This is a genomic window from Nocardioides sp. NBC_00368 (assembly GCF_036090055.1).
In the GTDB taxonomy this organism is placed as follows: Bacteria; Actinomycetota; Actinomycetes; order Propionibacteriales; family Nocardioidaceae; genus Nocardioides.
Window position 1 is genome coordinate 1,009,308 of record NZ_CP107970.1, and the last position, 21,392, is coordinate 1,030,699.

At 70.3% G+C, this 21,392-nt stretch carries 22 protein-coding genes; 12 read left to right on the forward strand and 10 right to left on the reverse strand.

The window, feature by feature from the left end; all coding sequences use genetic code 11:
* Window positions 1–8: 8 nt before the first annotated feature.
* A complete protein-coding gene (locus OG984_RS04735; protein ID WP_328530485.1) occupies window positions 9–785 on the reverse strand; it encodes a phosphonatase-like hydrolase in 777 nt (258 codons plus the stop codon).
* Window positions 782–1,540 (reverse strand): GntR family transcriptional regulator, encoded by a 759-nt coding sequence (locus OG984_RS04740; RefSeq protein WP_328530486.1) that lies wholly within the window; start codon window positions 1,538–1,540, stop codon window positions 782–784. Before OG984_RS04740 ends, OG984_RS04735 begins: the two co-directional genes overlap by 4 nt.
* Window positions 1,541–1,706: 166 nt before the next feature.
* On the opposite strand from OG984_RS04740, the gene OG984_RS04745 reads away from it, so the two are divergent.
* The 8 genes from OG984_RS04745 to OG984_RS04780 all read left to right on the forward strand — a co-directional run bounded on the left by OG984_RS04745 (window position 1,707) and on the right by OG984_RS04780 (window position 9,205).
* Window positions 1,707–2,864 (forward strand): TIGR03364 family FAD-dependent oxidoreductase, encoded by a 1,158-nt coding sequence (locus tag OG984_RS04745; protein WP_328530487.1) that lies wholly within the window; start codon window positions 1,707–1,709, stop codon window positions 2,862–2,864.
* 18 nt (window positions 2,865–2,882) lie between these two features.
* Entirely contained in the window at window positions 2,883–3,824 is a 942-nt protein-coding gene (locus OG984_RS04750; protein WP_328530488.1) for a phosphate/phosphite/phosphonate ABC transporter substrate-binding protein, read from the forward strand.
* Window positions 3,824–4,630, forward strand: coding sequence for a phosphonate ABC transporter ATP-binding protein (locus OG984_RS04755; RefSeq protein WP_328530489.1), 807 nt, complete (start codon window positions 3,824–3,826; stop codon window positions 4,628–4,630). The genes OG984_RS04750 and OG984_RS04755 overlap by 1 nt, the downstream gene beginning before the upstream one ends.
* Window positions 4,627–5,502, forward strand: a complete 876-nt coding sequence (phnE, locus tag OG984_RS04760; protein ID WP_328530490.1) for a phosphonate ABC transporter, permease protein PhnE — start codon at window positions 4,627–4,629, stop codon at window positions 5,500–5,502. Before OG984_RS04755 ends, phnE begins: the two co-directional genes overlap by 4 nt.
* A complete protein-coding gene (locus tag OG984_RS04765) occupies window positions 5,472–6,491 on the forward strand; it encodes a zinc-binding dehydrogenase (protein ID WP_328530491.1) in 1,020 nt (339 codons plus the stop codon). The genes phnE and OG984_RS04765 overlap by 31 nt, the downstream gene beginning before the upstream one ends.
* Before the next feature lie 11 nt (window positions 6,492–6,502).
* Window positions 6,503–6,955, forward strand: a complete 453-nt coding sequence (locus tag OG984_RS04770) for an NUDIX hydrolase (protein ID WP_328530492.1) — start codon at window positions 6,503–6,505, stop codon at window positions 6,953–6,955.
* 11 nt (window positions 6,956–6,966) lie between these two features.
* Entirely contained in the window at window positions 6,967–8,865 is a 1,899-nt protein-coding gene (dxs, locus tag OG984_RS04775; RefSeq protein WP_328530493.1) for a 1-deoxy-D-xylulose-5-phosphate synthase, read from the forward strand.
* Window positions 8,866–9,010: 145 nt separating this feature from the next.
* Window positions 9,011–9,205, forward strand: coding sequence for a hypothetical protein (locus tag OG984_RS04780; protein ID WP_328530494.1), 195 nt, complete (start codon window positions 9,011–9,013; stop codon window positions 9,203–9,205).
* A gap of 68 nt (window positions 9,206–9,273) precedes the next feature.
* Here the strand turns inward: OG984_RS04780 and OG984_RS04785 are convergent, their stop codons facing one another.
* Together OG984_RS04785 and OG984_RS04790 are read right to left on the reverse strand one after the other, a co-directional pair.
* The gene (locus OG984_RS04785) at window positions 9,274–11,367 is read right to left on the reverse strand and encodes a 3-hydroxyacyl-CoA dehydrogenase NAD-binding domain-containing protein (RefSeq protein WP_328530495.1); all 2,094 of its coding nucleotides are present in this window, start codon (window positions 11,365–11,367) and stop codon (window positions 9,274–9,276) included.
* A gap of 1 nt (window position 11,368) precedes the next feature.
* A complete protein-coding gene (locus tag OG984_RS04790) occupies window positions 11,369–12,568 on the reverse strand; it encodes a thiolase family protein (RefSeq protein ID WP_165112034.1) in 1,200 nt (399 codons plus the stop codon).
* 310 nt (window positions 12,569–12,878) lie between these two features.
* Here OG984_RS04790 and OG984_RS04795 point away from each other — a divergent pair, with 310 nt between their 5' ends.
* The 3 genes from OG984_RS04795 (at window position 12,879) to OG984_RS04805 (ending at window position 15,262) form a co-directional block, all read left to right on the forward strand.
* A complete protein-coding gene (locus tag OG984_RS04795; RefSeq protein WP_328530496.1) occupies window positions 12,879–13,838 on the forward strand; it encodes a PAC2 family protein in 960 nt (319 codons plus the stop codon).
* 15 nt (window positions 13,839–13,853) lie between these two features.
* The gene (locus OG984_RS04800) at window positions 13,854–14,732 is read left to right on the forward strand and encodes an acyl-CoA thioesterase (protein ID WP_328530497.1); all 879 of its coding nucleotides are present in this window, start codon (window positions 13,854–13,856) and stop codon (window positions 14,730–14,732) included.
* 179 nt (window positions 14,733–14,911) lie between these two features.
* Complete coding sequence (locus tag OG984_RS04805; RefSeq protein WP_328530498.1) at window positions 14,912–15,262, forward strand: arsenate reductase family protein; 351 nt, start codon at window positions 14,912–14,914, stop codon at window positions 15,260–15,262.
* Between the two features lie 6 nt (window positions 15,263–15,268).
* Here the strand turns inward: OG984_RS04805 and OG984_RS04810 are convergent, their stop codons facing one another.
* The 5 genes from OG984_RS04810 to OG984_RS04830 are packed head-to-tail and all read right to left on the reverse strand — an operon-like array spanning window position 15,269 to window position 19,105.
* Window positions 15,269–15,682, reverse strand: a complete 414-nt coding sequence (locus tag OG984_RS04810; RefSeq protein ID WP_328530499.1) for a PIN domain-containing protein — start codon at window positions 15,680–15,682, stop codon at window positions 15,269–15,271.
* Window positions 15,673–15,891: a type II toxin-antitoxin system VapB family antitoxin gene (gene vapB, locus OG984_RS04815; protein WP_328530500.1), complete on the reverse strand. Its 219-nt coding sequence runs from the start codon at window positions 15,889–15,891 to the stop codon at window positions 15,673–15,675. Before vapB ends, OG984_RS04810 begins: the two co-directional genes overlap by 10 nt.
* Before the next feature lie 56 nt (window positions 15,892–15,947).
* Entirely contained in the window at window positions 15,948–16,862 is a 915-nt protein-coding gene (locus tag OG984_RS04820) for a GNAT family N-acetyltransferase (RefSeq protein ID WP_328530501.1), read from the reverse strand.
* A gap of 54 nt (window positions 16,863–16,916) precedes the next feature.
* A complete protein-coding gene (locus OG984_RS04825; RefSeq protein WP_328530502.1) occupies window positions 16,917–17,783 on the reverse strand; it encodes a MaoC/PaaZ C-terminal domain-containing protein in 867 nt (288 codons plus the stop codon).
* Window positions 17,783–19,105, reverse strand: a complete 1,323-nt coding sequence (locus OG984_RS04830) for a 3-oxoacyl-ACP reductase (RefSeq protein ID WP_328530503.1) — start codon at window positions 19,103–19,105, stop codon at window positions 17,783–17,785. The genes OG984_RS04825 and OG984_RS04830 overlap by 1 nt, the downstream gene beginning before the upstream one ends.
* Before the next feature lie 151 nt (window positions 19,106–19,256).
* Between OG984_RS04830 and OG984_RS04835 the strand changes: the two genes are divergently transcribed.
* Window positions 19,257–20,537 (forward strand): acetyl-CoA C-acetyltransferase, encoded by a 1,281-nt coding sequence (locus tag OG984_RS04835; RefSeq protein ID WP_328530504.1) that lies wholly within the window; start codon window positions 19,257–19,259, stop codon window positions 20,535–20,537.
* A gap of 139 nt (window positions 20,538–20,676) precedes the next feature.
* Here OG984_RS04835 and OG984_RS04840 read toward each other — a convergent pair whose 3' ends face one another.
* Complete coding sequence (locus OG984_RS04840) at window positions 20,677–21,372, reverse strand: TetR/AcrR family transcriptional regulator (RefSeq protein WP_328530505.1); 696 nt, start codon at window positions 21,370–21,372, stop codon at window positions 20,677–20,679.
* Between the last annotated feature and the right edge of the window lie 20 nt (window positions 21,373–21,392).

Below are 21,392 nucleotides of genomic sequence, written 5' to 3' on the forward strand. Positions count from 1 at the left end.
TCGACCAGTCAGAGCAGGCTCGGCAGGTCGGCGGTTGAGGGGAGGAGGTGGGTGTGGGGCTCGGTGGCGAGCTGCTCGTGGGTGAAGGAGCCGGTCGCGACGCCGACGACGAAGCCGGCCCCGGCATTGGTGCCGGCGCCGAGGTCGTTGGGGGTGTCCCCGGCAACCAGCACGCGGCGTACGTCGGTGACGCCGGTGGCCTCCATGCAGCGGAAGACGAGGAAGGGGGCGGGGCGGCTGGCGGGGACGAGGTCGGAGGTGACGACGGCGTCGACGGTCGAGTCGGCACCCGGGCCGACGGTCCAGCCGAGGCCGTCGAGGATGGCGGCGGCGATCTCGGCCGAGTAGCCGGTCTGCAGCGCCACCTTCACGCCGCGTGAGCGCAGCGCCTCGAACATCTCGGGCACGCCAGGGAAGGGCTGCGGCGGGGTCTCACGGTAGGCGGTGACGAGACGCTCGCGGAAGCCGTCGAAGATCTTGTCGACCTGCGCGGTGCTCGGGTCCTGGCCGAGTCCGCGCAGCAGCCCCTGGATCGCCTCCCACTTCGAGGTGCCCTTCCACCGCAGCAGCAGGTCGTGGGGGACGGGCTCGCCGGCGGCGTCGGCGACGGTCGAGTCGAGCACGTCGTAGACCAGCCCGCCCTCGTCGACGGTGGTGCCGGCCATGTCGAGGGCGGCGAGGTCGAAGCGAAGCCCGAGACGATCGGCGGGGTCGAAGCGGAGCCCGAGACGATCGGCGGGGTCGAAGCGGAGCCCGAGACGATCGGTGGGGGCGGGGGCGGTCACGAGATCTCCTTGAGGATGCGTACGTCGGTGCGGATCCCCGCCGCGGACGGGCGGGTGTTGTCGATGGTGAAGGTGACGCGGTCGGGCCGGTAGCGGTCGTCGGCGTACTCCAGCGGTGTGCCGTCGGCGGCGGTCGCCCGGCGTCGCTCCCGCAGGAGCGGGCTGCCGACGGCGATGTCGAGCAGGTCGGCGTCGGTCTCGTCGGCGGCGACCGCGTCCATGGTGTGGCGGGCGCCGTGCAGGTCGACGCCGGCGTTGGTGAGGTAGGCGTAGAGCGACCCGGAGTCGGGGTCGAAGTCGAAGAGCAGCCGTCCGACGCTCTCCACGAACGTGCTGCGCTCGAGCATCGCGGGACGGCCGTCGAGGAGACGGAGCCGGAGCACGTCGACGACCGGGTCACCCTCGTCGATGTCGAGCGCCTCGGCGGCCGCGGCGGTGGCGCCTCGCCGGGCGACCTCGATGGTGCGCTGGCCTGCGGTGCGGCCGATCTGCTGCACCCAGGCGCTGAACGAGATCAGCTGCTCGAAGGGCTGGCCGAGGGCCGTGTCGCGCACGGTCGGCGGACGCCCCTGGCCGCCGGTGAGGAGCCCCTCGCGGCGCAGGGTCGCCAGCGCCGTGCGGATCGTGCCGCGGGAGGCCCCGAACTGCTCGCACAGCTGCGCCTCCGACGGGATCGGTGCGCCGGTCGGCAGCTCGCCGCCGATGATCCGGGCTCGGATGGCCTCCGCGACCTGGGTGTGCAACGGACTGCTCATGCCGGCAGGCTACAACTTGATCAGACAAGTCCGGACGCTTGGATGGTGAACAGCAGGAGAACGCTGATCAAGCCGCATGGGGCAGAGAAGAACGACCGGTTAACTTGTCTGTACATGTTCGCTCCAGGTGTTGACCGGGCTGGTGCCGGGCAGAAGTGTTCGGGCCGTGCCAACTCATTCGATCACCACGGACACGGCCGCTGACCTCGTCGTCATCGGCGCCGGGATCGTCGGCCTAGCGCATGCCGCCGAAGGGCTCGCGCGGGGCCTTCGGGTCCACGTCATCGAGCGTGACGAGCGCGCCGTGGGCGCCTCGGTCCGCAACTTCGGCCACGTCTGCGCCACCGCCCAGTCAGGCCAGGCGCTGACGTACGCCCTCGCCGCCCGGGAGCGCTGGATCACCCTCGGCGAGCAGGCGGGTTTCGGGGTCAAGGAGACCGGCACCGTCGTCGTCGCCCGCACCGAGGCGGAGCTGGCCGTGCTCGGGGAGTTCGCCGCCGCCCGCGGCACCGAGCAGGCGCTCCTGCTCGACTCCGACGCCACCCGCGCCCTGTTCCCGCCGGCCACCGCGGATGTCCTCGGCGGCGCCCACCTGCCCCTCGACCTCCGCGTCGACCCCCGCGAGGCGCTTCCCGCGATCGCCGCCTGGCTCGAGGCCCAGGGCGTCCGGTTCAGCTGGGCGACCCACGTCGGCGCCGTCGACCCCGTCGCGGACGGCGTCCAGATCCGCACCAGCCGCGGAACCGTCCGTTCCGCCCGGGTCGTGCACGCCACGGGCCACGACGTCGACCGGCTCTTCCCGCAGGTGGCCGAGAAGGCAGGCGTACGCCGCTGCCGGCTGCAGATGCTCGAGGTCGCGCCTCCGGGCGATGTCGAGATCGAGCCTGCGGTGCTGACCGGGCTCTCCATGCTGCGCTACGGCGGGTTCGCCGAGACCACGGCCGCGGCCGGCGTACGCACGCAGTTCGAGGCCACCGGCCCCGAGCTCCTCGACGTCGTCATGAACCTCATGCTCACCCAGCGCCCCGGAACCGACGGCCGGCCCGGCTCGATCGTCCTGGGCGACACCCACCACTACGACCGCACGCACCAGCCCTTCGACGACGAGTACGTCGCCGAGCTGGTGCTGCGGGAAGGGGCGCGGCTGCTCGGGGCCCCGCTCACCATCCGGCGTCGCTGGCGAGGGGTCTACGCGGACTCGCCGCACACCGACTTCCTCGTCGACGAGCCGTTCCCGGGCCTCCGGGTCGTCTCGGTGACGTCGGGCATCGGCATGACCACCGCACTGGGCCTCGCGCCCGCCGTTCTCGACCAGCTGCTCTGATCACAGGAGAAGACCGACATGTCCAAGCTGCGCTCCCTCACCGCGCTCGCGGGTGCTGCGACCCTGACCCTCGCCCTGGCCGCCTGCGGCGGCGGGGCGACTCCCGAGAAGGCCGCCGCGGGCGGCGAGGTCGGCCCCGACCAGATCTGCCCCGACGGCACCTTGACCATGGGCGTCGAGCCGTTCGAGGACCCCAAGAACCTGATCCCCGTCTACGAGACCCTGGGCAAGGCCCTCGGCGAGGAGCTCGGCTGCGAGGTCGAGGTGCAGATCTCCGACACGTACGTCGCCGAGATCCTCGCCATGCAGAACGGCAAGCTCGACATCGGCCAGTTCGGGCCGCTGGGCTACGTCTTCGCCCAGAAGCAGGCCGGTGCCACGCCGCTGGCCTCGTTCGCGGGCGAGGACGGCAAGGTCTCCTCCTACACCGGCGGCATCTGGGTCCCCGAGGACTCGCCGATCGAGTCCGTCGAGGATCTGAGGGGCAAGACCCTGGCCCTGTCCGAGTCGGGCTCCACCTCCGGTGACGCGGTGCCGCGCAAGGCGCTGATCGACGCCGGGATCGAGAAGGACGTCAAGGCGGAGTACGCCGGTGGCCACACCGAGGCGCTCCTGGCCCTGGTCAACGGCAAGGTCGACGCCGCCGAGATCAACAGCCAGACCCTGGCCTCGGCGACGGCCGAGGGCCAGTTCGACGAGTCGGCCTTCCGCCGGATCTGGGAGTCCGAGCCGATCCTGAACGACCCGATCGCCGCGGGCCCGAACATGACGCCCGAGGTGTCGAAAGCCGTGCAGGAGGCGCTGCTGAACCTGCCGGCCGAGTCGGTCGAGAAGATCGGCGAGTACCTCGACTTCACCCCGCCCGCCGGCAAGCCGGCGCTGGTCGCGGTGACCGACGAGGACTACCAGCCCGTCACCGATCTGGCCGAGGCCCTCGACCTGACCACGGACGACCTCTGATGGGCGCTGGTCACCTCTCCGGAGCGGCCATGCTGCGTGTCGACGGCCTGAGGAAGGCGTTCGGGGAGAAGACGGTCCTGGACGGTCTGTCCTTCGAGGTCGCCTCCGGGGAGGTGGTCAGCCTGCTGGGGGCCAACGGCTCGGGCAAGTCCACCTCGCTGCGCTGCGTGGTCGGTCTGGAGCGTCCCGACGCCGGCACGATCACCGTCGACGGGGTCGACGCCAGGCCCGGCGCGGCGATGCCGACGGTGGCGATGGTCTTCCAGAAGATCCATCTGGTGCCCCGCCGCAGCCTGCTCGACAACGTCTGCGCGGGCGCGCTCGGGCGGCTCGGCCTGAGTCGCTCCTGGTCGGTGCTGGCCTTTCCGCGCGAGGTCCAGGCCGAGGCGATGGCGTGCCTGGACCGGGTCGGCCTCGCCGACCGTGCCCGGGAGAAGGCGGGCCGTCTCTCCGGCGGCCAGCAGCAGCGGGTCGCCGTCGCCCGCGCGCTGTGCCAGCGGGCCAAGGTGCTGCTCGCCGACGAACCGGTCTCAGCGCTCGACCCGGCCGCCTCGGAGCAGGTGATGAACCTCCTCCGTTCGCTGGCCGACGACGACGGGCTCGCCGTCGCCGCGGTGCTCCACCAGCCCGACCTGGCGCGCCGCTTCTCCGACCGCATCCTCGGACTGGCCGGCGGGCGGCTGGTCTTCGACAGCAGCAGTGCCGAGGTCGACGACGAGATGGTGGCCGGCCTCTATCGGCCCGCCCTGGAGGCGCTGGAGGCGGCCGAGGCCGCCGAGGCCGCCGAGATGAGGGAGTACGCATGAGCACGGTGACCAAGAATCCCGACCCGGGTCTGGAGATCCCGCCACGCTTCCGCCCGGCGGGGGTCGCCCTCGCAGTGGTCATCACGATCGGCCTGGTCGTCGTGCACTGGTACGCCGCCGTGCAGACGAACACCTCGCCCAAGGAGCTCCTCGAGGGCTGGCGGGGGCTGTGGAACTTCCTGTTCGGGGTCGACCGCACCTACCCGAACGGCAAGACCATCCACCAGGACGGCGCCTTCCCGCTCGACCTGCGCTGGTCCGAGACGATCCGCCCCGGCCTGGAGTACTGCCTGCTGACGATCTGGATCGGCCTGCTCGGCACGACCCTGTCGATCCCGGTGGCGCTGTTCTTCGCGGTGATCTCCTCGCGGACGACCAATCGGTTCGTGCCGCTGTGGCTGCTGGGCCGCGCGGTGATGTCGGTGCTGCGCGCGATCCCCGAGACGGTCTACGCGCTGATGTTCATCGCCGCGGTCGGCTTCGGAGCCTTCCCCGGCGTGATCGCGCTGGCGATCCACAACGTCGCGGTCATGGGCAAGCTCTGGTCCGAGGCCATGGACGAGGTGGACCAGGGGCCCGTCGAGGCGCTCCGCGTGGCCGGGGCCTCGCCCGCGCAGTCGGCTGCGCACGCGGTGCTGCCCGCGGTGATGCCGTCGCTGCTGGGCCTGCTGCTCTACCGGTTCGACACCAACGTACGCAGCTCGGTCATCCTCGGCACCGTCGGTGCCGGCGGCATCGGGTTCTTCATCAAGACCGAGGTGGACAGCTTCCACTTCGACACGATGATGACCTACGTCTGCATGGTGATCGTGCTGATCATCGCCATCGACCTCTTCTCGGCGTGGCTGCGCCGGAAGGTCGGCGCGGTCTGATGGCGCGGGTGGCGGTGTGGCGCGGCGGCACCGAGGTGACCCTGGAGGCCGTGGCCCTCCCTGAGCCGGGCCCGGGGGAGACCCTCGTCGAGATCGACCTGGCGACGGTGTGCGGCTCCGACCACCACACCGTCTCCGGCCGGCGGCCCGGCGCCTGTCCGAGCGTGCTCGGCCACGAGGGCGTCGGCCGGATCGTCGGCACCGGGCAGCGGGTGGTCTGGGGCGTCACCGTGTCGTGCGGCACCTGCGACCGCTGCCTGCGTGGCCTCACCGCGAAGTGCCGCTCGTTACGCAAGCTCGGGCACGAGGCCTACCAGGTGGCCTGGCCGCTCTCGGGCACCTATGCCACCCACGTGCTCCTGCCCGCCGGCACCGCCGTGGTGCCGGTCCCGGACACGCTGACCGACGCGGTCGCGGCGCCCGCCGGGTGCGCGACCGCCACCGTGATGGCGGCGCTGGAGCGGGCCGGCTCGCTGCGGGGCCGCCGGGTCCTGGTGGTCGGCGCCGGGATGCTCGGTCTCACCGCGATCGCGGCTGCGGCAGACGCCGCTGCGGCCGAGGTCGTGGTGAGCGACGTCGTCCCCGCCCGGCTGGAGCTCGCTTCCGAGTTCGGCGCCACCTCGACGCTCTCGGCCGGTCAGGGGATCGGGCCGGTCGACGTCGCGATGGACTTCTCCGGGGCCGCGCCGGCGATCGAGGCGGCACTCGGTGCGCTCGACGTCGGTGGCTCCCTCGTCCTGGTGGGCTCGGTCTCCCCGGGGCCCGCGATCTCGGTCGACCCGGAGAGCATCGTGCGGGGGTGGCGGTCGGTCAGCGGCGTACACAACTACGAGCGGCGGCACCTCGAGCAGGCGGTGGCGTTCCTGGCCGACTCGGACCGCCCCTGGGCCGAGCTGGTCGAGGAGCCCGTCGGGCTGGACCGGGTCGGCGACGTACTGACGAGGGAGCTGGGCAGGCCGCGGTCGTCCGTGCGTCCGAGGGAGGACTAGGCTCGCCCCTCATGACCGAGTTCGCCGCCGTGATCCTTGTCGACCGTCGTGGATGGGTGATGCTCCAGGAGCGTGACGAGCATCCGACGATCGCGCCGGAGAAGTGGTCCTTCAGCGGAGGCCACCTCGAGCCGGGGGAGGACCCGGTGACTGGAGCGGTCCGCGAGCTCGAGGAGGAGACCGAGGTGCGCCTCGCCCCCGAGGCCCTCGAGCCGGTCGCCGTCCAGGAGCTCCGCCACCCCGAGACCGGCACCGACGACAGGATCCATCTCTACGCCGCCGGTGTCGACCTCACCGACGCCGACATCGTGTGCCACGAGGGCCGCCAGATCGTCTTCGTCGACCCCGCGAAGGCGCCTGACCTGGACCTCAGCGACTCCGCCCGGATCGGGCTCGCGCGGTTCCTCGGATCGCCCCAGCACGTGGCGCTATCCGGGTCGGAGCCCGTCAGGGTGGAGACGTAGAATCCCCTCCTATGGGTCTCCTCGAACGCATCGCCGCGCCGCAGGATCTTCGTGATCTCTCCGACGACCAGCTCGAGCTCCTCGCGAGCGAGATCCGCGACCTGATGATCAGGACCGTGGCCACCAACACCGGCCACCTCGGCCCCAACCTCGGTGTGGTCGAGCTGACGCTCGCGATGCACCGCGTCTTCGACAGCCCGAGCGACAAGATCGTCTTCGACACCGGCCACCAGTCCTACGTCCACAAGCTCGTCACCGGCCGCGCCGGCGACTTCGGCACGCTGCGCCGCGAGGGCGGGATGAGCGGCTACCCGAGCCAGTCCGAGTCCGACCACGACCTGGTCGAGAACTCCCACGCCTCCACCGCGCTCTCCTACGCCGACGGGCTGGCCAAGGCCTACACGATCCGTGGTGAGGACCGCCACGTGGTCGCCGTGATCGGCGACGGCGCCCTGACCGGCGGGATGGCGTGGGAGGCGCTCAACAACATCGCGATCCAGCACGACTCCAAGCTGGTCATCGTGGTCAACGACAACGGCCGCTCCTACACCCCGACCATCGGTGGCCTGGCCACCGCGCTGACCTCGCTGCGCACCAACCCCCGCTACGAGCTTCTCCTCGACATGGTCAAGCGCCGCCTCAACGCGGTGCCCGGGATCGGCGCGATGGCCTACGACGCGCTGCACGCGGTGAAGAAGGGGCTCAAGGACGCGGTCGCGCCCCAGGGTCTCTTCGAGGACCTCGGCCTGAAGTACGTCGGCCCCGTCGACGGCCACGACCGGCACGCGCTCGAGCAGGCACTGACCTCGGCCAAGAAGTTCGGCGGCCCGGTGATCGTGCACGCGATCACCCGCAAGGGCTACGGCTACGACCCGGCTGAGCGCCACGAGGCCGACCAGTTCCACTCGCCGGGTCCCTTCGACGTCCAGACCGGAGCCGAGAAGCCCAAGGGCCGGATCTGGACCGACCACTTCTCCGACGCGATCGTGCGGCTGGGGGAGAGCCGACCGGACATCGTCGCGATCACCGCGGCGATGATGCACCCGGTCGGTCTCGACGCCTTCCAGGCTCGCTTCCCCGACCGCACCTTCGACGTCGGCATCGCCGAGCAGCACGCCGCCACCTCGGCCGCCGGCCTGGCGATGGGCGGGCTCCACCCGGTCTTCGCGGTCTACGCCACCTTCCTCAACCGCGCCTTCGACCAGGTGCTGATGGACTGCGCCCTGCACCGCGCCGGGGTGACGTTCGTCCTCGACCGATCCGGGGTGACCGGTGACGACGGTGCCTCCCACAACGGCATGTGGGACATGTCGCTGCTCCAGGTCGTGCCCGGCCTCCGCCTGGCCGCGCCGCGCGACATCACCCGCCTCAACGAGCTCCTCGACGAGGCGGTCGAGGTCGATGACGCGCCCACCGTCGTCCGCTTCCCGAAGGGCCCGCCGCCCGAGGACATCCCCACGGTCTCCAAGCTCGGCGGCGGCGACGTGCTCGCCCGCGTCGGCACCAAGGACGTGCTGGTCGTCGGCGTCGGCTCGATGGCCGAGGTCGCCATGGGTGTGGCCGAGCGGCTCACCGCTCAGGGCATCGGCGTCACCGTCGTCGACCCGCGCTGGGTCAAGCCGATCGATCCGGCTCTCGTCGAGGCGGCCGCCGACCACAGCCTGGTGGTCACCATCGAGGACAACGGCGTCACCGGCGGTGTGGGGGCAGCGTTCCTGCAGACGCTGACCGCCGAGGACGTACGCACCCCGGTGAAGATCCACGGCATCCCGCAGGAGTTCCTCGACCACGCCAAGCGGCCGAAGATCCTGGAGGCGATCGGCCTGACCCCGCAGGCGATCGCCCTGGACACCATCGAGCGCCTGGGTGCGCTGACGTCCACTCCGCTGTCCCGAGACGTCAGCCTCTGACGCCGCGAGGCCGAATTTTGACCTTGCGGACTCCGTCTCTCCGGCCGAGCCACTGGCCAAGTTCGGCTCGTCTGCGATTAGAGTGGGTCCGTCGGGGGCGACGAGGGCCCTCGGCTTTGTCACCACACAGCACTCGGGGGATTCCATGCTCTATGACGACCTCGTGGCCGAGTTCGCCTGGTCACCTGAGCAGATGTCGGCACCGTTCGACCTCAAAGCGGCCGATGAGGTGATCCGCAAGAGGATCGAGAGCCGGCGACGCTCACCCTCACCGCAGGCGACGGTGCGCCAGCAGGCCCCGCGGCAGCGGCAGAACGCCGTCGCGCCCGAGAAGGCATGAGCTGAGGCTCCTGCAGGAACGGATCGGCCCCCGACCGCATGGCGGTCGGGGGCCGGGCGCTTCCAGGGTCAGTGGAACTTCTTGCCGGTGACCTTCTCGGAGATGCCCTCACGGTCGAGGAGCTGGGTGATGCCGCCGTTCCAGAACTGGAAGCCGGCACCGGTGATCATCCCCAGGTCGATGTCCTCGGCAGCCTGGGCGACGCCCTCGTCGAGCATCCGGCCGATCTCGTCGGCGATCGCCTCGAGAGTCTGCTGGCGTACGTCCTCGGCGGTCTTGACCACGTCGCCGACGGTGAGGAGCGCCTCGACCTCCGGGTCGAGGGTGCGGCCGTCGGGACCGAAGAACGAGGCCTTCTTGGCCTCGACGACCTTGTGGAGGTTCTCCGAGAGGTAGAACCGCTCGGGGAAGGCCTTCGCCAGGGTCTCGTTGTTGTGGTACGCGATCGCCGGACCGACCAGCCCGATGAGCTGGTAGGGCGACATCGGGGTGACGCCCGCGAAGGCGGACTCGACGACGTCGATCGGGGTGCCCTCGTCGGCGATCTTCGCGATCTCGCCCATGAAGCGGCCCAGGAGCCGGTTCACGATGAAGGACGGGCTGTCCTTCACCAGGATGGAGGTCTTCTTCAGCGACTTCGAGACCGAGAAGGCCGTCGCCAGGGCGGCCTCGGAGGTCTTCTCGCCACGGATGATCTCCAGCAGCGGCATCACCGCGACCGGGTTGAAGAAGTGGAAGCCCACGACCCGCTCGGGGTTCTTCAGGTCCGCAGCCATCTCCGTGATCGAGAGGCTGGAGGTGTTGGTGGCGAAGACCGCGGTCTCCGGCGCGACCGCCTCGGCGTTGGCGAAGACGGTCTTCTTGACGCCCATCTCCTCGAAGACGGCCTCGATGATGAAGTCGGCGTCGGAGAAGGCCTCCGCGTAGTCGACCGAGGAGGTGACCAGCGCCTTCAGGCGGTTGGTCGCGTCCTGCGAGGCGCGCCCCTTGGCCAGCTTCTTGTCGAGCTCGGCGTGGACGTACGCCACGCCCTTGTCGGCGCGCTCCTGGTCGAGGTCGACCATGACGACCGGCACCTTGAGGCGCTGGACGAAGAGCAGCGCGAACTGTGAGGCCATCAGACCGGCACCGATGATGCCGACCTTGGTGACCTTCTGCGCGAGCGCCTTGTCGGGCGCACCGGCGGGACGCTTGGCCCGCTTCTGCACCAGGTCGAAGGAGTAGAGCGAGGCGAGCAGCTGCGGGGTCTTGGACATCGCCACGAGAGCGTCGTCCTCGGCCGCGAAGCCCTCGTCGCGGGTGGCGGTCTTGGCCAGCGCGAGCAGCTCGACGGCCTTCTTGGCGGCCGGGGAGGCGTCGCCGGTCTTGGCCCAGGCGAAGAAGCCGGCGTTCTTGGCGGCCTCGTCCCACGCCTCGCCGCGGTCGATCTCCTCCCGGGAGACCTCGACGGTCCCGGACAGGACGCCGTCGGCCCACAGCAGCGACTGCTCGAGGTAGTCGGCGCCACCGAACATCGCGTCCGCGATGCCGAGGTCGTACGCCTCGGCGCCCTTGAGCACCTTGCCGTTGTTGAGCGGGTTCTCGATGAAGACCTTGGCGGCCTTGGCCGGACCGATCAGGTTCGGCAGCAGGTAACCACCGCCCCAGCCGGGGATCAGGCCGAGCATGACCTCGGGCAGGCCGACGGCCGGTACCGAGTCCTGGATGGTGCGGTAGTCGGCGTGCAGCGCGACCTCGAGGCCACCGCCGAGCGCGAGCCCGTTGATGAAGCCGAACGACGGCTTCTTGGTGCCGTTGTGACCGTCGCCCAGCTTGCGGAAGACCGCGTGGCCGAGCTCGGCGATCGTACGGATCCCGTCGGCGCCACCCGCCTGCAGCGAGGTCAGGTCGGCACCGGCCGCGAGGATGAACGGCTTACCGGTGACCGCGATCGCGTCGATCTCGGTGTCAGCGAGGGCCGCGTCGCACGCCGTGTTGAGCTCGACCAGCGACTTCGGCCCGAAGGTGTTCGGGCGGGTGTGGTCGTGGCCGTTGTCGAGAGTGACCAGGCCAAGGACCTTGCCGGAGGGCAGCGTGACCTTCTGCAGCTTGGCCGCCGTCACGACCTCGTCGTCGGAGAAGAGCTTCTCCACGTCGGCGAGAAGCGTGTTGATGTCCGTCATGTCAGGCCTCCGCGCCGTTCCAGTGAGGGTTCTCCCAGATGACCGTGCCGCCCATACCCAGGCCGATGCACATGGTGGTGAGGCCGTAGCGGACCTCGGGGCGCTCCTCGAACTGGCGGGCGAGCTGGATCATCAGCCGCACGCCGGAGGAGGCCAGCGGGTGACCGAACGCGATCGCGCCACCGTAGGGGTTCACGCGGTCGTCGTTCTGGTCGATGCCGAAGTGGTCCAGGAACGCGAGCACCTGGATCGCGAAGGCCTCGTTGATCTCGAAGGCCTCGATGTCGTCGATCGTGAGCCCGGCCTTGGCCAGCGCCTTCTCGGTCGACGGGATCGGGCCGACGGCCATGACCTCGGGGGCGACGCCGGCGAAGGCGTACGACACCAGCCGCATCTTGATCGGCAGACCGAGCTCCTTGGCGACCTCCTCGGAGGCCAGCAGCGAGGCGGTCGCGCCGTCGTTGATGCCCGCCGCGTTGCCCGCGGTCACGCGACCGTGGGGGCGGAACGGGGTCTTGAGCTTGGCGAGGTCCTCCGTGGTGGTGCCCGGACGCATCGGCTCGTCGGTGGTGGCCAGGCCCCAGCCGTTCTCGGCGGAGCGGGTGGCGACGGGGACCAGGTCGGGCTGGATCTTGCCGTCGGCGTACGCCTTGGCAGCCAGCTCCTGGGAGCGGACGGCGAACGCGTCGGTGCGCTCCTTGGTGATCGCCGGGTAGCGGTCGTGGACGTTCTCGGCGGTGTTGCCCATGACGAGCGCGCTCGGGTCGACCAGCTTCTCGGAGATGATCCGCGGGTTCGGGTCGACGCCCTCGCCCATCGGGTGGCGGCCCATGTGCTCGACACCACCGGCGATGGCGACGTCGTAGGCACCGAAGGCGATGCCGCCGGCGGTCGTGGTGACCGCGGTCATCGCGCCGGCACACATCCGGTCGATCGCGTAGCCCGGCACGGACTGCGGAAGCCCGGCGAGCAGGCCCGCGGTGCGACCGATGGTGAGGCCCTGGTCGCCGATCTGCGTGGTCGCGGCGATGGCGACCTCGTCGATCCGCTCCGGGGGAAGATCGGGGTTGCGGCGCGTGAGCTCACGGATGAGCTTGACGACGAGGTCGTCGGCGCGGGTCTCGGCGTACTGGCCCTTGGCCTTGCCGAAAGGTGTGCGTACGCCGTCGACGAAGACGACTTCTCGCAGCTGTCGGGTCACCGTGTCACTCCATGTGAATTGCCGGTCGGTTGCCGCTGGGCGGCGCTGTTGTTGCGGGCACCGGTGGTGCCCCGGCGCTTACATTACCCGCTAGTAACAACGGCCGCACCGAGGGGGAGGTCACATCGGAGATTGCGATGCCGTCGCCGGCGCCCGCGCGTCGGCTTGGGAATATCGGGGGCCTCCACGATGCTGCGCTGTCGTCATGTGGAAGCGTGTATTGAGAAGGTTGAGCCCCAGGGTCGAGACCCCGGGCGAGGCAAGCGACGGCGAGGCCCGCGAGGGCAGTACGCAACGGGAGGAGACACCGATGGCCGGATCACGACTGGTGCACATCGTGGACGACCTGCCCGAGGAGATCATGCTCGCCGGCGGCGAGCGGCTGCCGCTGGTGGTGGTCCTGGACGGGTTCCTCGACGCGGGCAAGGCCTCCGAACGGGCCGCGGCCCACCTGATCCAGACCTCCAGGCGCGCACCGGTGGTGGCGACGTTCGACGTCGACGAGCTCCACGACTACCGGGCCCGCCGCCCGGCGATCTCGTTCGTCAGCGACCACTACGAGTCCTTCGACGCGCCGCGGCTGGTCGTCCGGCTGCTCAAGGACACCGGTGACACGCCCTACCTCCTGCTGCACGGCCCCGAGCCGGACAACCGCTGGGAGGCCTTCGCCGGCGCCGTACGCGAGGTCATCGAGCGCCTCGGCGTGACCGAGGTGATCTCGCTCACCTCCGTGCCGATGGCGGTGCCGCACACCCGGCCACTGACCACGACCAGGCACGCCAACGACGCGGCGCAGGAGCTCACCGGCCAGGTCTGGGAGAGCCCCTGGAAGGGCGAGATCCGAATCCCCGCCTCTGCCCAGGCCATGCTGGAGGTACGCCTGGGGGAGTGGGGCCTGCCCATGGGCGGCTTCGTGGTGCACATGCCGCACTACCTCGCCCAGAGCGACTTCCCCGCCGCCGCTGTCGTGCTCATCGAGGAGCTCGAGCGCGCGGCCCGGCTGACCATCCCGGTCTCCGACCTCGAGGCCGAGGCGCAGCGCCGCGAGGAGGAGATCGCCTCCTACATCGAGGACAATGCCGAGGTGCGGGAGGTCGTCGCCGCGCTCGAGCAGCAGTACGACACCTTCCAGCGTGGCGAGGAGTCCGGGCGCTCGCTGCTGGCGCCCGACGAGCCGCTGCCGACCGGTGACGAGCTCGGCGAGCAGTTCGAGCAGTTCCTGGCCGGGCTGAACGGCCCTGACCCGGATGACAACCCTGAGAAGGATTGAGAGACACTCACTCCCATGACGACCGACGCCGTAGCGGCGGATCAGGCGGTGGCCGAGCTGGTGGGTGTGCTCGATCTCGTCGAGATCGACAAGGACCTCTTCCACGGTGCCACGACGACCCGCAACTCGCGTGGACGCGCCTACGGCGGCCAGGTGGCCGCCCAGGCGCTGATGGCTGCGATCCGCTCGGCCGACCCGGCCTTCACGGTGCACTCGATGCACTCCTACTTCCTGCTGCCGGGCGACCCGTCCTACCCGATCGTCTACGACGTCGAGCGGATACGCGACGGGCGCTCGTTCGAGACCAGGCGGGTCCGGGCGCGGCAGAAGGGCCGCGACATCTACTACCTCACCGCCAACTTCCAGCGTGAGGAGTCCGGCTTCGAGCACCAGGACGCGATGCCGTCCGTCCCGCCGCCGGAGAAGTGCATCGACTTCCTGAAGCTGATGGCCGACTCGGGGTCGCCGGAGGCCGTGTCGTTGGCTCGTGAGTGGGAGGCCGTCGAGGTGCGCGCCGTCGGCAACTCCCTGCTCGGCATCGAGCCCGACCCCGCCCGCCCTGCGCAGCAGCGCCTGTGGATCCGCCTGGGCGCCTCGCTCCCCGACGATCCCGACATCCAGCGCGGCGCCTTCACCTGGGCCTCCGACATCTCGCTGCTCGGCGCCTCCCTGGCCGCCCACTCCCTGGACCACAAGGGCATCCAGATGGCGTCCTTGGACCACACGATCTGGTTCCACCGGCCGTTCCGGGCCGACGAGTGGTGGCTCTACGACCAGGAGAGCCCCTCGGCCTACGGCGGCCGCGGCCTGTCCATCGGTCGCGTCTTCACCGCCGACGGCACCCTGGCCGCGACGGTGGCCCAGGAGGGCCTCATCCGCCCGCCCCGCGCCTGACTCGCCGACCCGGCGCGTCTGTCCCGTCATATCTCGCCGACTCGGCGCGTCAGTCTCATCCTCACGCGCCGAGTCGGCGCATCTGTCCCATCATCGCATCCAGAAGTAGGTCGGCGCACTATCGCACATCCTGGTTGCCTGCCGCGATAGCGCACCGAAGCGGCCGCTAGGGTGGCGGCGTGGATCAGATCACCGTGTACGAGAAGCCGACCTGCACGACGTGTCGGAACCTGTTCGTCCTCCTCAAGGAGGAGGGCATCGACTTCGAGAAGGTCGACTACCACGTGCTGGGCCTGCGGGCCGAGGAGGTCAGGGACATCCTGGCGAAGACCGGCCTGAGCGCCCGCGACGTGCTGCGCAAGCGCGAGCCGGTCTACAAGGAGCTCGACCTCGGCAGCCGAGACCTCTCCGAGGACGAGCTCGTCGACCTGATGGTGAAGCACCCTCAGCTGATGGAGCGCCCGATCGTGCTCAAGGGCGACCGCGGCGTGCTCGCCCGGCCGATCGAGAAGGTGCGCGAGCTCTTCTGAGAGGCGTCAGGCCCGCAGCCGCTCGACCGGCTGACCGGTGGTGCGGGTGATGAGGTCGACGTCGTTGTCGGCGTGGAGCACGGTGAGGTCGGCCTCCTCGGCGACCGCCGCGACGAGCAGGTCGGGGACCGACGGTGGTCGGTGACGGCCCTCGCGCAGCACGATGCGCTGGATCTCCAGCGCCCGCGCCTCCGAACGCGGTGTGAGGGTCGCGAGCGGCATGTGGATCACAGGCACGTCCTCGACGAGCTCGGACCACTGCCGCTCGGAGCGGGCCAGGTGGCCGATCTCGAGCAGGGTCGTGGTGGTGATGCGTACCTGGCCCAGCTCGATCAGGCGGGACCACTTCTCAGCGTCGGGGCTGGTGGACATCCGGGCGAGCGCCGACCGGTGCACCAGCCAGGGTCGACCTACGACCATGCGTCACGCATCAGGCCCCGGTCGGCCAGCGCGGCGAACTTCGCGAAGTCGGCACCGGCCACGGGGCGCGCCGGCGGCAGCGGGCGGAGTGCGTCGGGTGTGAACCAGCGACGGAGATAGTCGTCGCGGGTGAGTCCGAGCCGCGTCGCCTCGGTGTCGATGCGCGCGAGCTCGTCATCCGAGAGGCCTCGGATCAGTACGTCGGACATGTCTGTCCACCTCCTGGACGGAAGATGCTAGCCCAGAGCAGGCCCTGGAGGTGGGATCAGGGGCGGGTCGCGCGGTGGATCCAGGTGGACTCGACCTCCATGCCGACGTGGCGATAGAGGTCGAGGGCGCCGGTGCGGGAGTCCGTCGACAGGGTCGCTCGGGTGGCTCCGTGGGCGCGGGCGGCGCCGAACGCGTCGGCGAGCAGGGCCTGGGCCAGACCCCTGTTGCGCTGGTCCTTGCGGGTGGCCAGCTTGCTGACGTACCCCTCGTTGCCGTCCTCGGTCATCACCAGCACCGCGGCGGCGACGACGTCGCCGTCCGGGCCGGTGGCCACCCGGATGTTCCAGGGCTCGGCGCCGGGTCGTTCGATGACGGTGGCGACCCAGTCGGCGTAGGGCTCCCGCTCCCGCTCGGACCACTCGAGGAAGGCGTCCTCGATCACGGTCCAGACCTGCTCGTGGTCCTGCGGGGTGGCAGCCCTGATGACGTACGCATCGGGCAGCTCCCGCACCGGGATCACCGCGTCCTCGGGCAGTGCCAGCACCCAGGACTCCCAGCGTGGGAACCAGCCCAGCGACTCCAGCAGCCGGTCGCCGGGCGAACCCTGGGGGACCGGCATGCCGATGACCGGCTCTCCGAGCTCGGCAGCACGGGCGCCGATCCAGCCGGCCAGCGCGGTGCCGACCCCACGGTCCCAGTGGTCGGGGTGGACGGCCGCGTCGGCCCGGGCGCCGCCGGAGCACTCGGCATAGCCCACCAGCTCACCGGTCGGCGCGTGCACGCCGACGGTCGCCGCGCCGACGTCGAAGGAGGGCCGCTGCCACTCCGAGACGATGTCGGCCTCCTCGATGTGGATCTCACCGACGGTGGCCAGCTCGTTCGCCGCCATCACGCGGGTCACGGCACCGGCGTCCGCGAGTGTCAGGGGGCGCTCCGAGTAACCCGTGGGGAGCTGGAGTGGGGCAGGCATGCGAGCACCGTCTCACCTCCGAGACCTCGCTCGCCACGGGTTAAATCGGGTGGATCACAGCGCGGTGGTACGTCCCACCAGGTGCAGCGTGTCCGAGCCGCGCTTGTGGAGCGAGAAGTCGTAGCCGTCCAGGTGCTTCAGTGAGCCGAAGGCGACCGAGGAGGGCAGGAAGACCGGCTTCTTGAACGCCACGTCCACGCGCACCGAGCCGGGGAGCCGGTTCTCCAGGGCGGCGATGCAGCGGGCCTTGGTCCACATCCCGTGCGCGATCTGCCGCTTGAACCCGAGCGCCTTCGCGGTCAGCGGGTAGAGGTGGATCGGGTTGTAGTCGCCCGCGACCTTGGCGTAGCGCCGCCCCAGATCGGCCTTCAGCGGGAAGACCGGCCCGGACGGATCGACCTCGATCAGATCGGACTTCCATGAGACATCGGGGTTGCGCTTCCCGCGGACCAGGTAGGTCGAGGTGGACTCCCACACCACCTCGCCCTCGACGGTGGCGACGGTCAGGAAGCGGTAGGCCTTCCCGACCGGGTGCGGCTCGGGCTGACCGACGGTCGCGGTGACCGCGACCGCCTCGCCGACCGCGATCGGGCGGTAGCCGCTGATCGAGTTCTCGATGTGGACCATGCCCATCGCGGGCGAGGGGAAGTCCGGCGAGGACATCAGCGCCATGTGGAGCGGGAAGGCCAGCATGTGCGGGTAGGGGAGTGGGACGGTGTCCTTGACGGGGAATCCGCACAGCTCGGCGTAGGCGTCGACCGCAGTCCGGTCGAGCACGACCGGCTCCCGGGCGAGGCTGAGCTCCTCGTAGGCGACGCCGGTCTTCTTGATCCCCGGGAGCGCGTTGATGCCCGGGATTGCGGGCAGCGCCGCGCGGACGAGCAGCCCGGGGCCGGACTTGCCGGTGAAGATGTCACTCATCAGGCACCCAGCATCATCTGGCCGCAGACGCGCACGACGTTGCCGTTGACGCCGGTAGAGGCCGGCGAGGCGTACCAGGCGATGGTCTCGGCGACGTCGACGGGCAGGCCACCCTGCGCCATCGCGTTGAGCCGCTGGCCGACCTCACGCGTCGCGAACGGAACCGCGGCGGTCATCTGGGTGATGATGAAGCCCGGGGCGACGGCGTTGATCGTGATGCCGTCGGGGAGCTCCTCGGCCAGCGAGTCGACGAAGCCGATGACCGCGGCCTTGGAGGCGCCGTAGGAGGTCTGGCCGACGTTGCCGGCGATGCCCGCGATCGAGGAGACGCCGATGATGCGGCCGTTGGGGCGGATCAGCTTCTGCTCGAGCAGCTCGGCCGTGATCCGCTCCGGGGCGCTGATGTTGATCTCGAGCACCGTGCCGAAGCGGTCGGCCTTCTGGTTGGCGAGCTTCTTGTCGAGGGTGACGCCGGCGTTGTGGACCACGATGTCGACGCCGCCGAACTTCTCCTGGAGGTAGGAGGCGATCGTGGCGGGGGCGTCCTCGGCGGTGATGTCGGCGGTGATGTAGTCCGGAGTGACCTTCTTCAGGTCGTCCTCGGACGGCGGGATGTCGAGGCCGACGACGGTCGCGCCGTCGCGCTGCAGGACCTTGGCGATCTCCTCACCGATGCCGCGCGCGGCACCGGTGACGAGGGCCACCTTGCCGGTCAGCGGCTTCTTCGGGTCGACCTGCTCGGCGGCGGTGGAGGCGTTCTTGGTGCCGATCCGCACGACCTGGCCGGAGACGTAGGCGCTCTTGGGGGAGAGCAGGAAGGCCAGCGTCGAGAGCAGCGAGCCCTCGAAGCCCTCGGCGACGTAGACGAGCTGCACGGTGCCGCCCTTGCCGATCTCCTTGCCGAGGCTGCGGGTGAACCCCTCCAGGGCGCGCTGGGCGACCCGCTCGCCGCCCTTGAGCTGCTCGGGCGGGGTGCCGATGACGACGACGCGCGGGTTGTTCTCCAGGCTGCGCATCACCGGGGTGAAGAACTCCTGCAGCGCGACCAGGTCGGACGTCGAGGTGAGGCCGGTGGCGTCGAAGACGAGGCCCTTGAAGCGGGCGCCCGCGGCCGCGGTGTCGGTCGAGGCGATGTCCAGCTCGCCGAGCAGCCCGCTCAGCGACTCGGCCAGACGACCACGGCCGCCGGTGAGGACGGTGCCCTTCACGAGCGGGGCGCCGGCCGCGTACCGCTCGAGCTTGGCGGGGCTCGGCAGCCCGAGGTTCTTGACGAGGACCTTGCCGATCGCCGACTGGGTGAAGCTCTGGTACTTGTCGCTCATGGTCTGCTCTGATCCTTCTGGACGTGGTCTCTGAGGCGTACGTTGGTATGTTACTGGCCAGTTGTAACTAGGCGTGTAACTCGGTGTCCACTTTTCGTGATCTCCCTGACATACCCTTCTCCAAAGAGCTTCATCAGACAAGGATGAACCCATGACCACCACCCGTCGTGTCGCCATCGTGGGCGGCAACCGCATTCCTTTCGCCCGTTCCAACGGTGCGTACGCGACCGCGTCGAACCAGGAGATGTTCACCGCCGTCCTCGACGGCCTAGCCGCTCGCTTCGGTCTCGAGGGCGAGCGCATCGGTGAGGTCGCCTCCGGCGCGGTGCTCAAGCACTCGCGTGACTTCAACCTGACCCGTGAGTCGGTGCTCGGGTCGAAGCTGGCTCCCGAGACGCCTGCCGTCGACCTCCAGCAGGCCTGCGGCACCGGCCTCCAGGCGGCCACGTACATCGCCAACAAGATCGCCCTCGGCCAGATCGACTCGGGCATCGCCGGCGGCACCGACACCACCTCCGACGCGCCGATCGCTCTGGGCGAGAAGCTCCGCAAGGTACTGCTCGAGGCCAACCGCGCCAAGACCAACGTCGACCGGATCAAGGCCTTTGCCAAGCTCCGCCCGGCCGACGTCATCCCCAACATCCCGGCCAACGTCGAGCCGCGCACCAAGCTGTCCATGGGGGAGCACGCCGCGCTGACCGCGCTCGAGTGGGGCATCACCCGTGAGGCCCAGGACGAGCTCGCCGCCGCCTCTCACCAGAAGCTCGGCGCTGCGTACGAGGCGGGCTGGTTCGAGGACCAGATCACCCCGTTCCGCGGCCTGGAGAAGGACAACAACCTCCGTCCCGGCTCGACCGTCGAGAAGCTCGCCACGCTCAAGCCCGTCTTCGGCGTCAAGGGCGAGAACCCGACCATGACGGCCGGCAACTCGACCCCGCTCACCGACGGTGCCTCCGCCGTGCTCTTCGCGAGCGAGGAGTGGGCCGCCGCCAAGAACCTGCCGGTCCTGGCCTACTTCGTCGACGCCGAGGTCGCCGCTGTCGACTACGTCGCCGGCGGCGAGGGCCTCCTGATGGCTCCCGCCTACGCCGTCCCGCGCCTCCTCGCCCGCAACGGCCTCACCTTCGACGACTTCGACTTCTTCGAGATCCACGAGGCCTTCGCGTCGCAGGTCCTCTCGACCCTGGCCGCCTGGGAGTCCCCGGACTTCTGCAAGGACAAGCTCGGCCTCGACGCCCCGCTCGGCACGGTCCCGCGCGAGAAGCTCAACGTCAAGGGCTCCTCGCTCGCCGCCGGCCACCCCTTCGCCGCCACCGGCGGCCGGATCATCAACAACCTCGCCAAGCTGCTCGACGAGAAGGGCTCGGGCCGCGGCCTGATCTCCGTCTGCGCCGCCGGCGGCCAGGGCGTCGTCGCCATCCTGGAGAGGTAGAACCCCTTCGCGCCGAGACGTCGCTCGGCGCCGAATCGGTAGAAGTGGCGCGCCGAGAAGGCAGTTGTGGGCGACGAAACTCGAGTTTCGTCGCCCACAACTGAGGACTCGGCCCGCCAGAACTGAGGATTCGGCTGGGCTACTTGGCGGTGAGGGCCAGCGCAGAGGTGACCAGGAAGTCGCGGACCTGGTCGGGGGAGACGGAGCCGACGGTGGGTACGCCGGGGGCGGACTCGGAGACCAGGATGCCGACGCGGGCGAGCTGGAGGGCGCCCAGGCCGGAGGCGTAGAGGGTGTTGGCCAGGAGGTTGGCGTCCTTGACGTGGAGCTCGCCGGTGGCGGCGCCGTCCTCGAAGACCGTGGTCAGGATGGTGAGGCAGCCGTTCATCGCGCGGCCGAGACGGAACAGCGCGCTCTCGGAGAGCTCGTCGAGCAGGTCGGAGCCGCTGCGGCGCATCAGTGTCTGGGCGCAGTCGACGAAGGCGGGGTGCTCGATGCCGTAGTCGACGAAGGTGCCGACGACGTCGCGGACCACGTCGATGGGTGAGCTGTCGCCCTCGGTCGCGATGAGCATCCGCTCGCGCAGCTCGTCGAGATAGCCGACCAGGGTCAGCGCGAAGATCTCGTCCTTGCCGGTGAAGTGCCGGTAGACGATCGCGCGGTTGATGCCGACGGCCTTGGCGATGTCCTCGATCTGGGCATCGCTCACCCCGCGCTCGTCGAAGAGCTTGCGGGTGGCCGCGACGATGTCTGCCTCACGTGCGCGTCGCCGGGCCGCAGCGGCCGAGCGGCGGCCGTCCGATGCGGATCCGGCGGTCGTTGGTCGGGTGCTCACAAGCACACTGTACGCGGTGT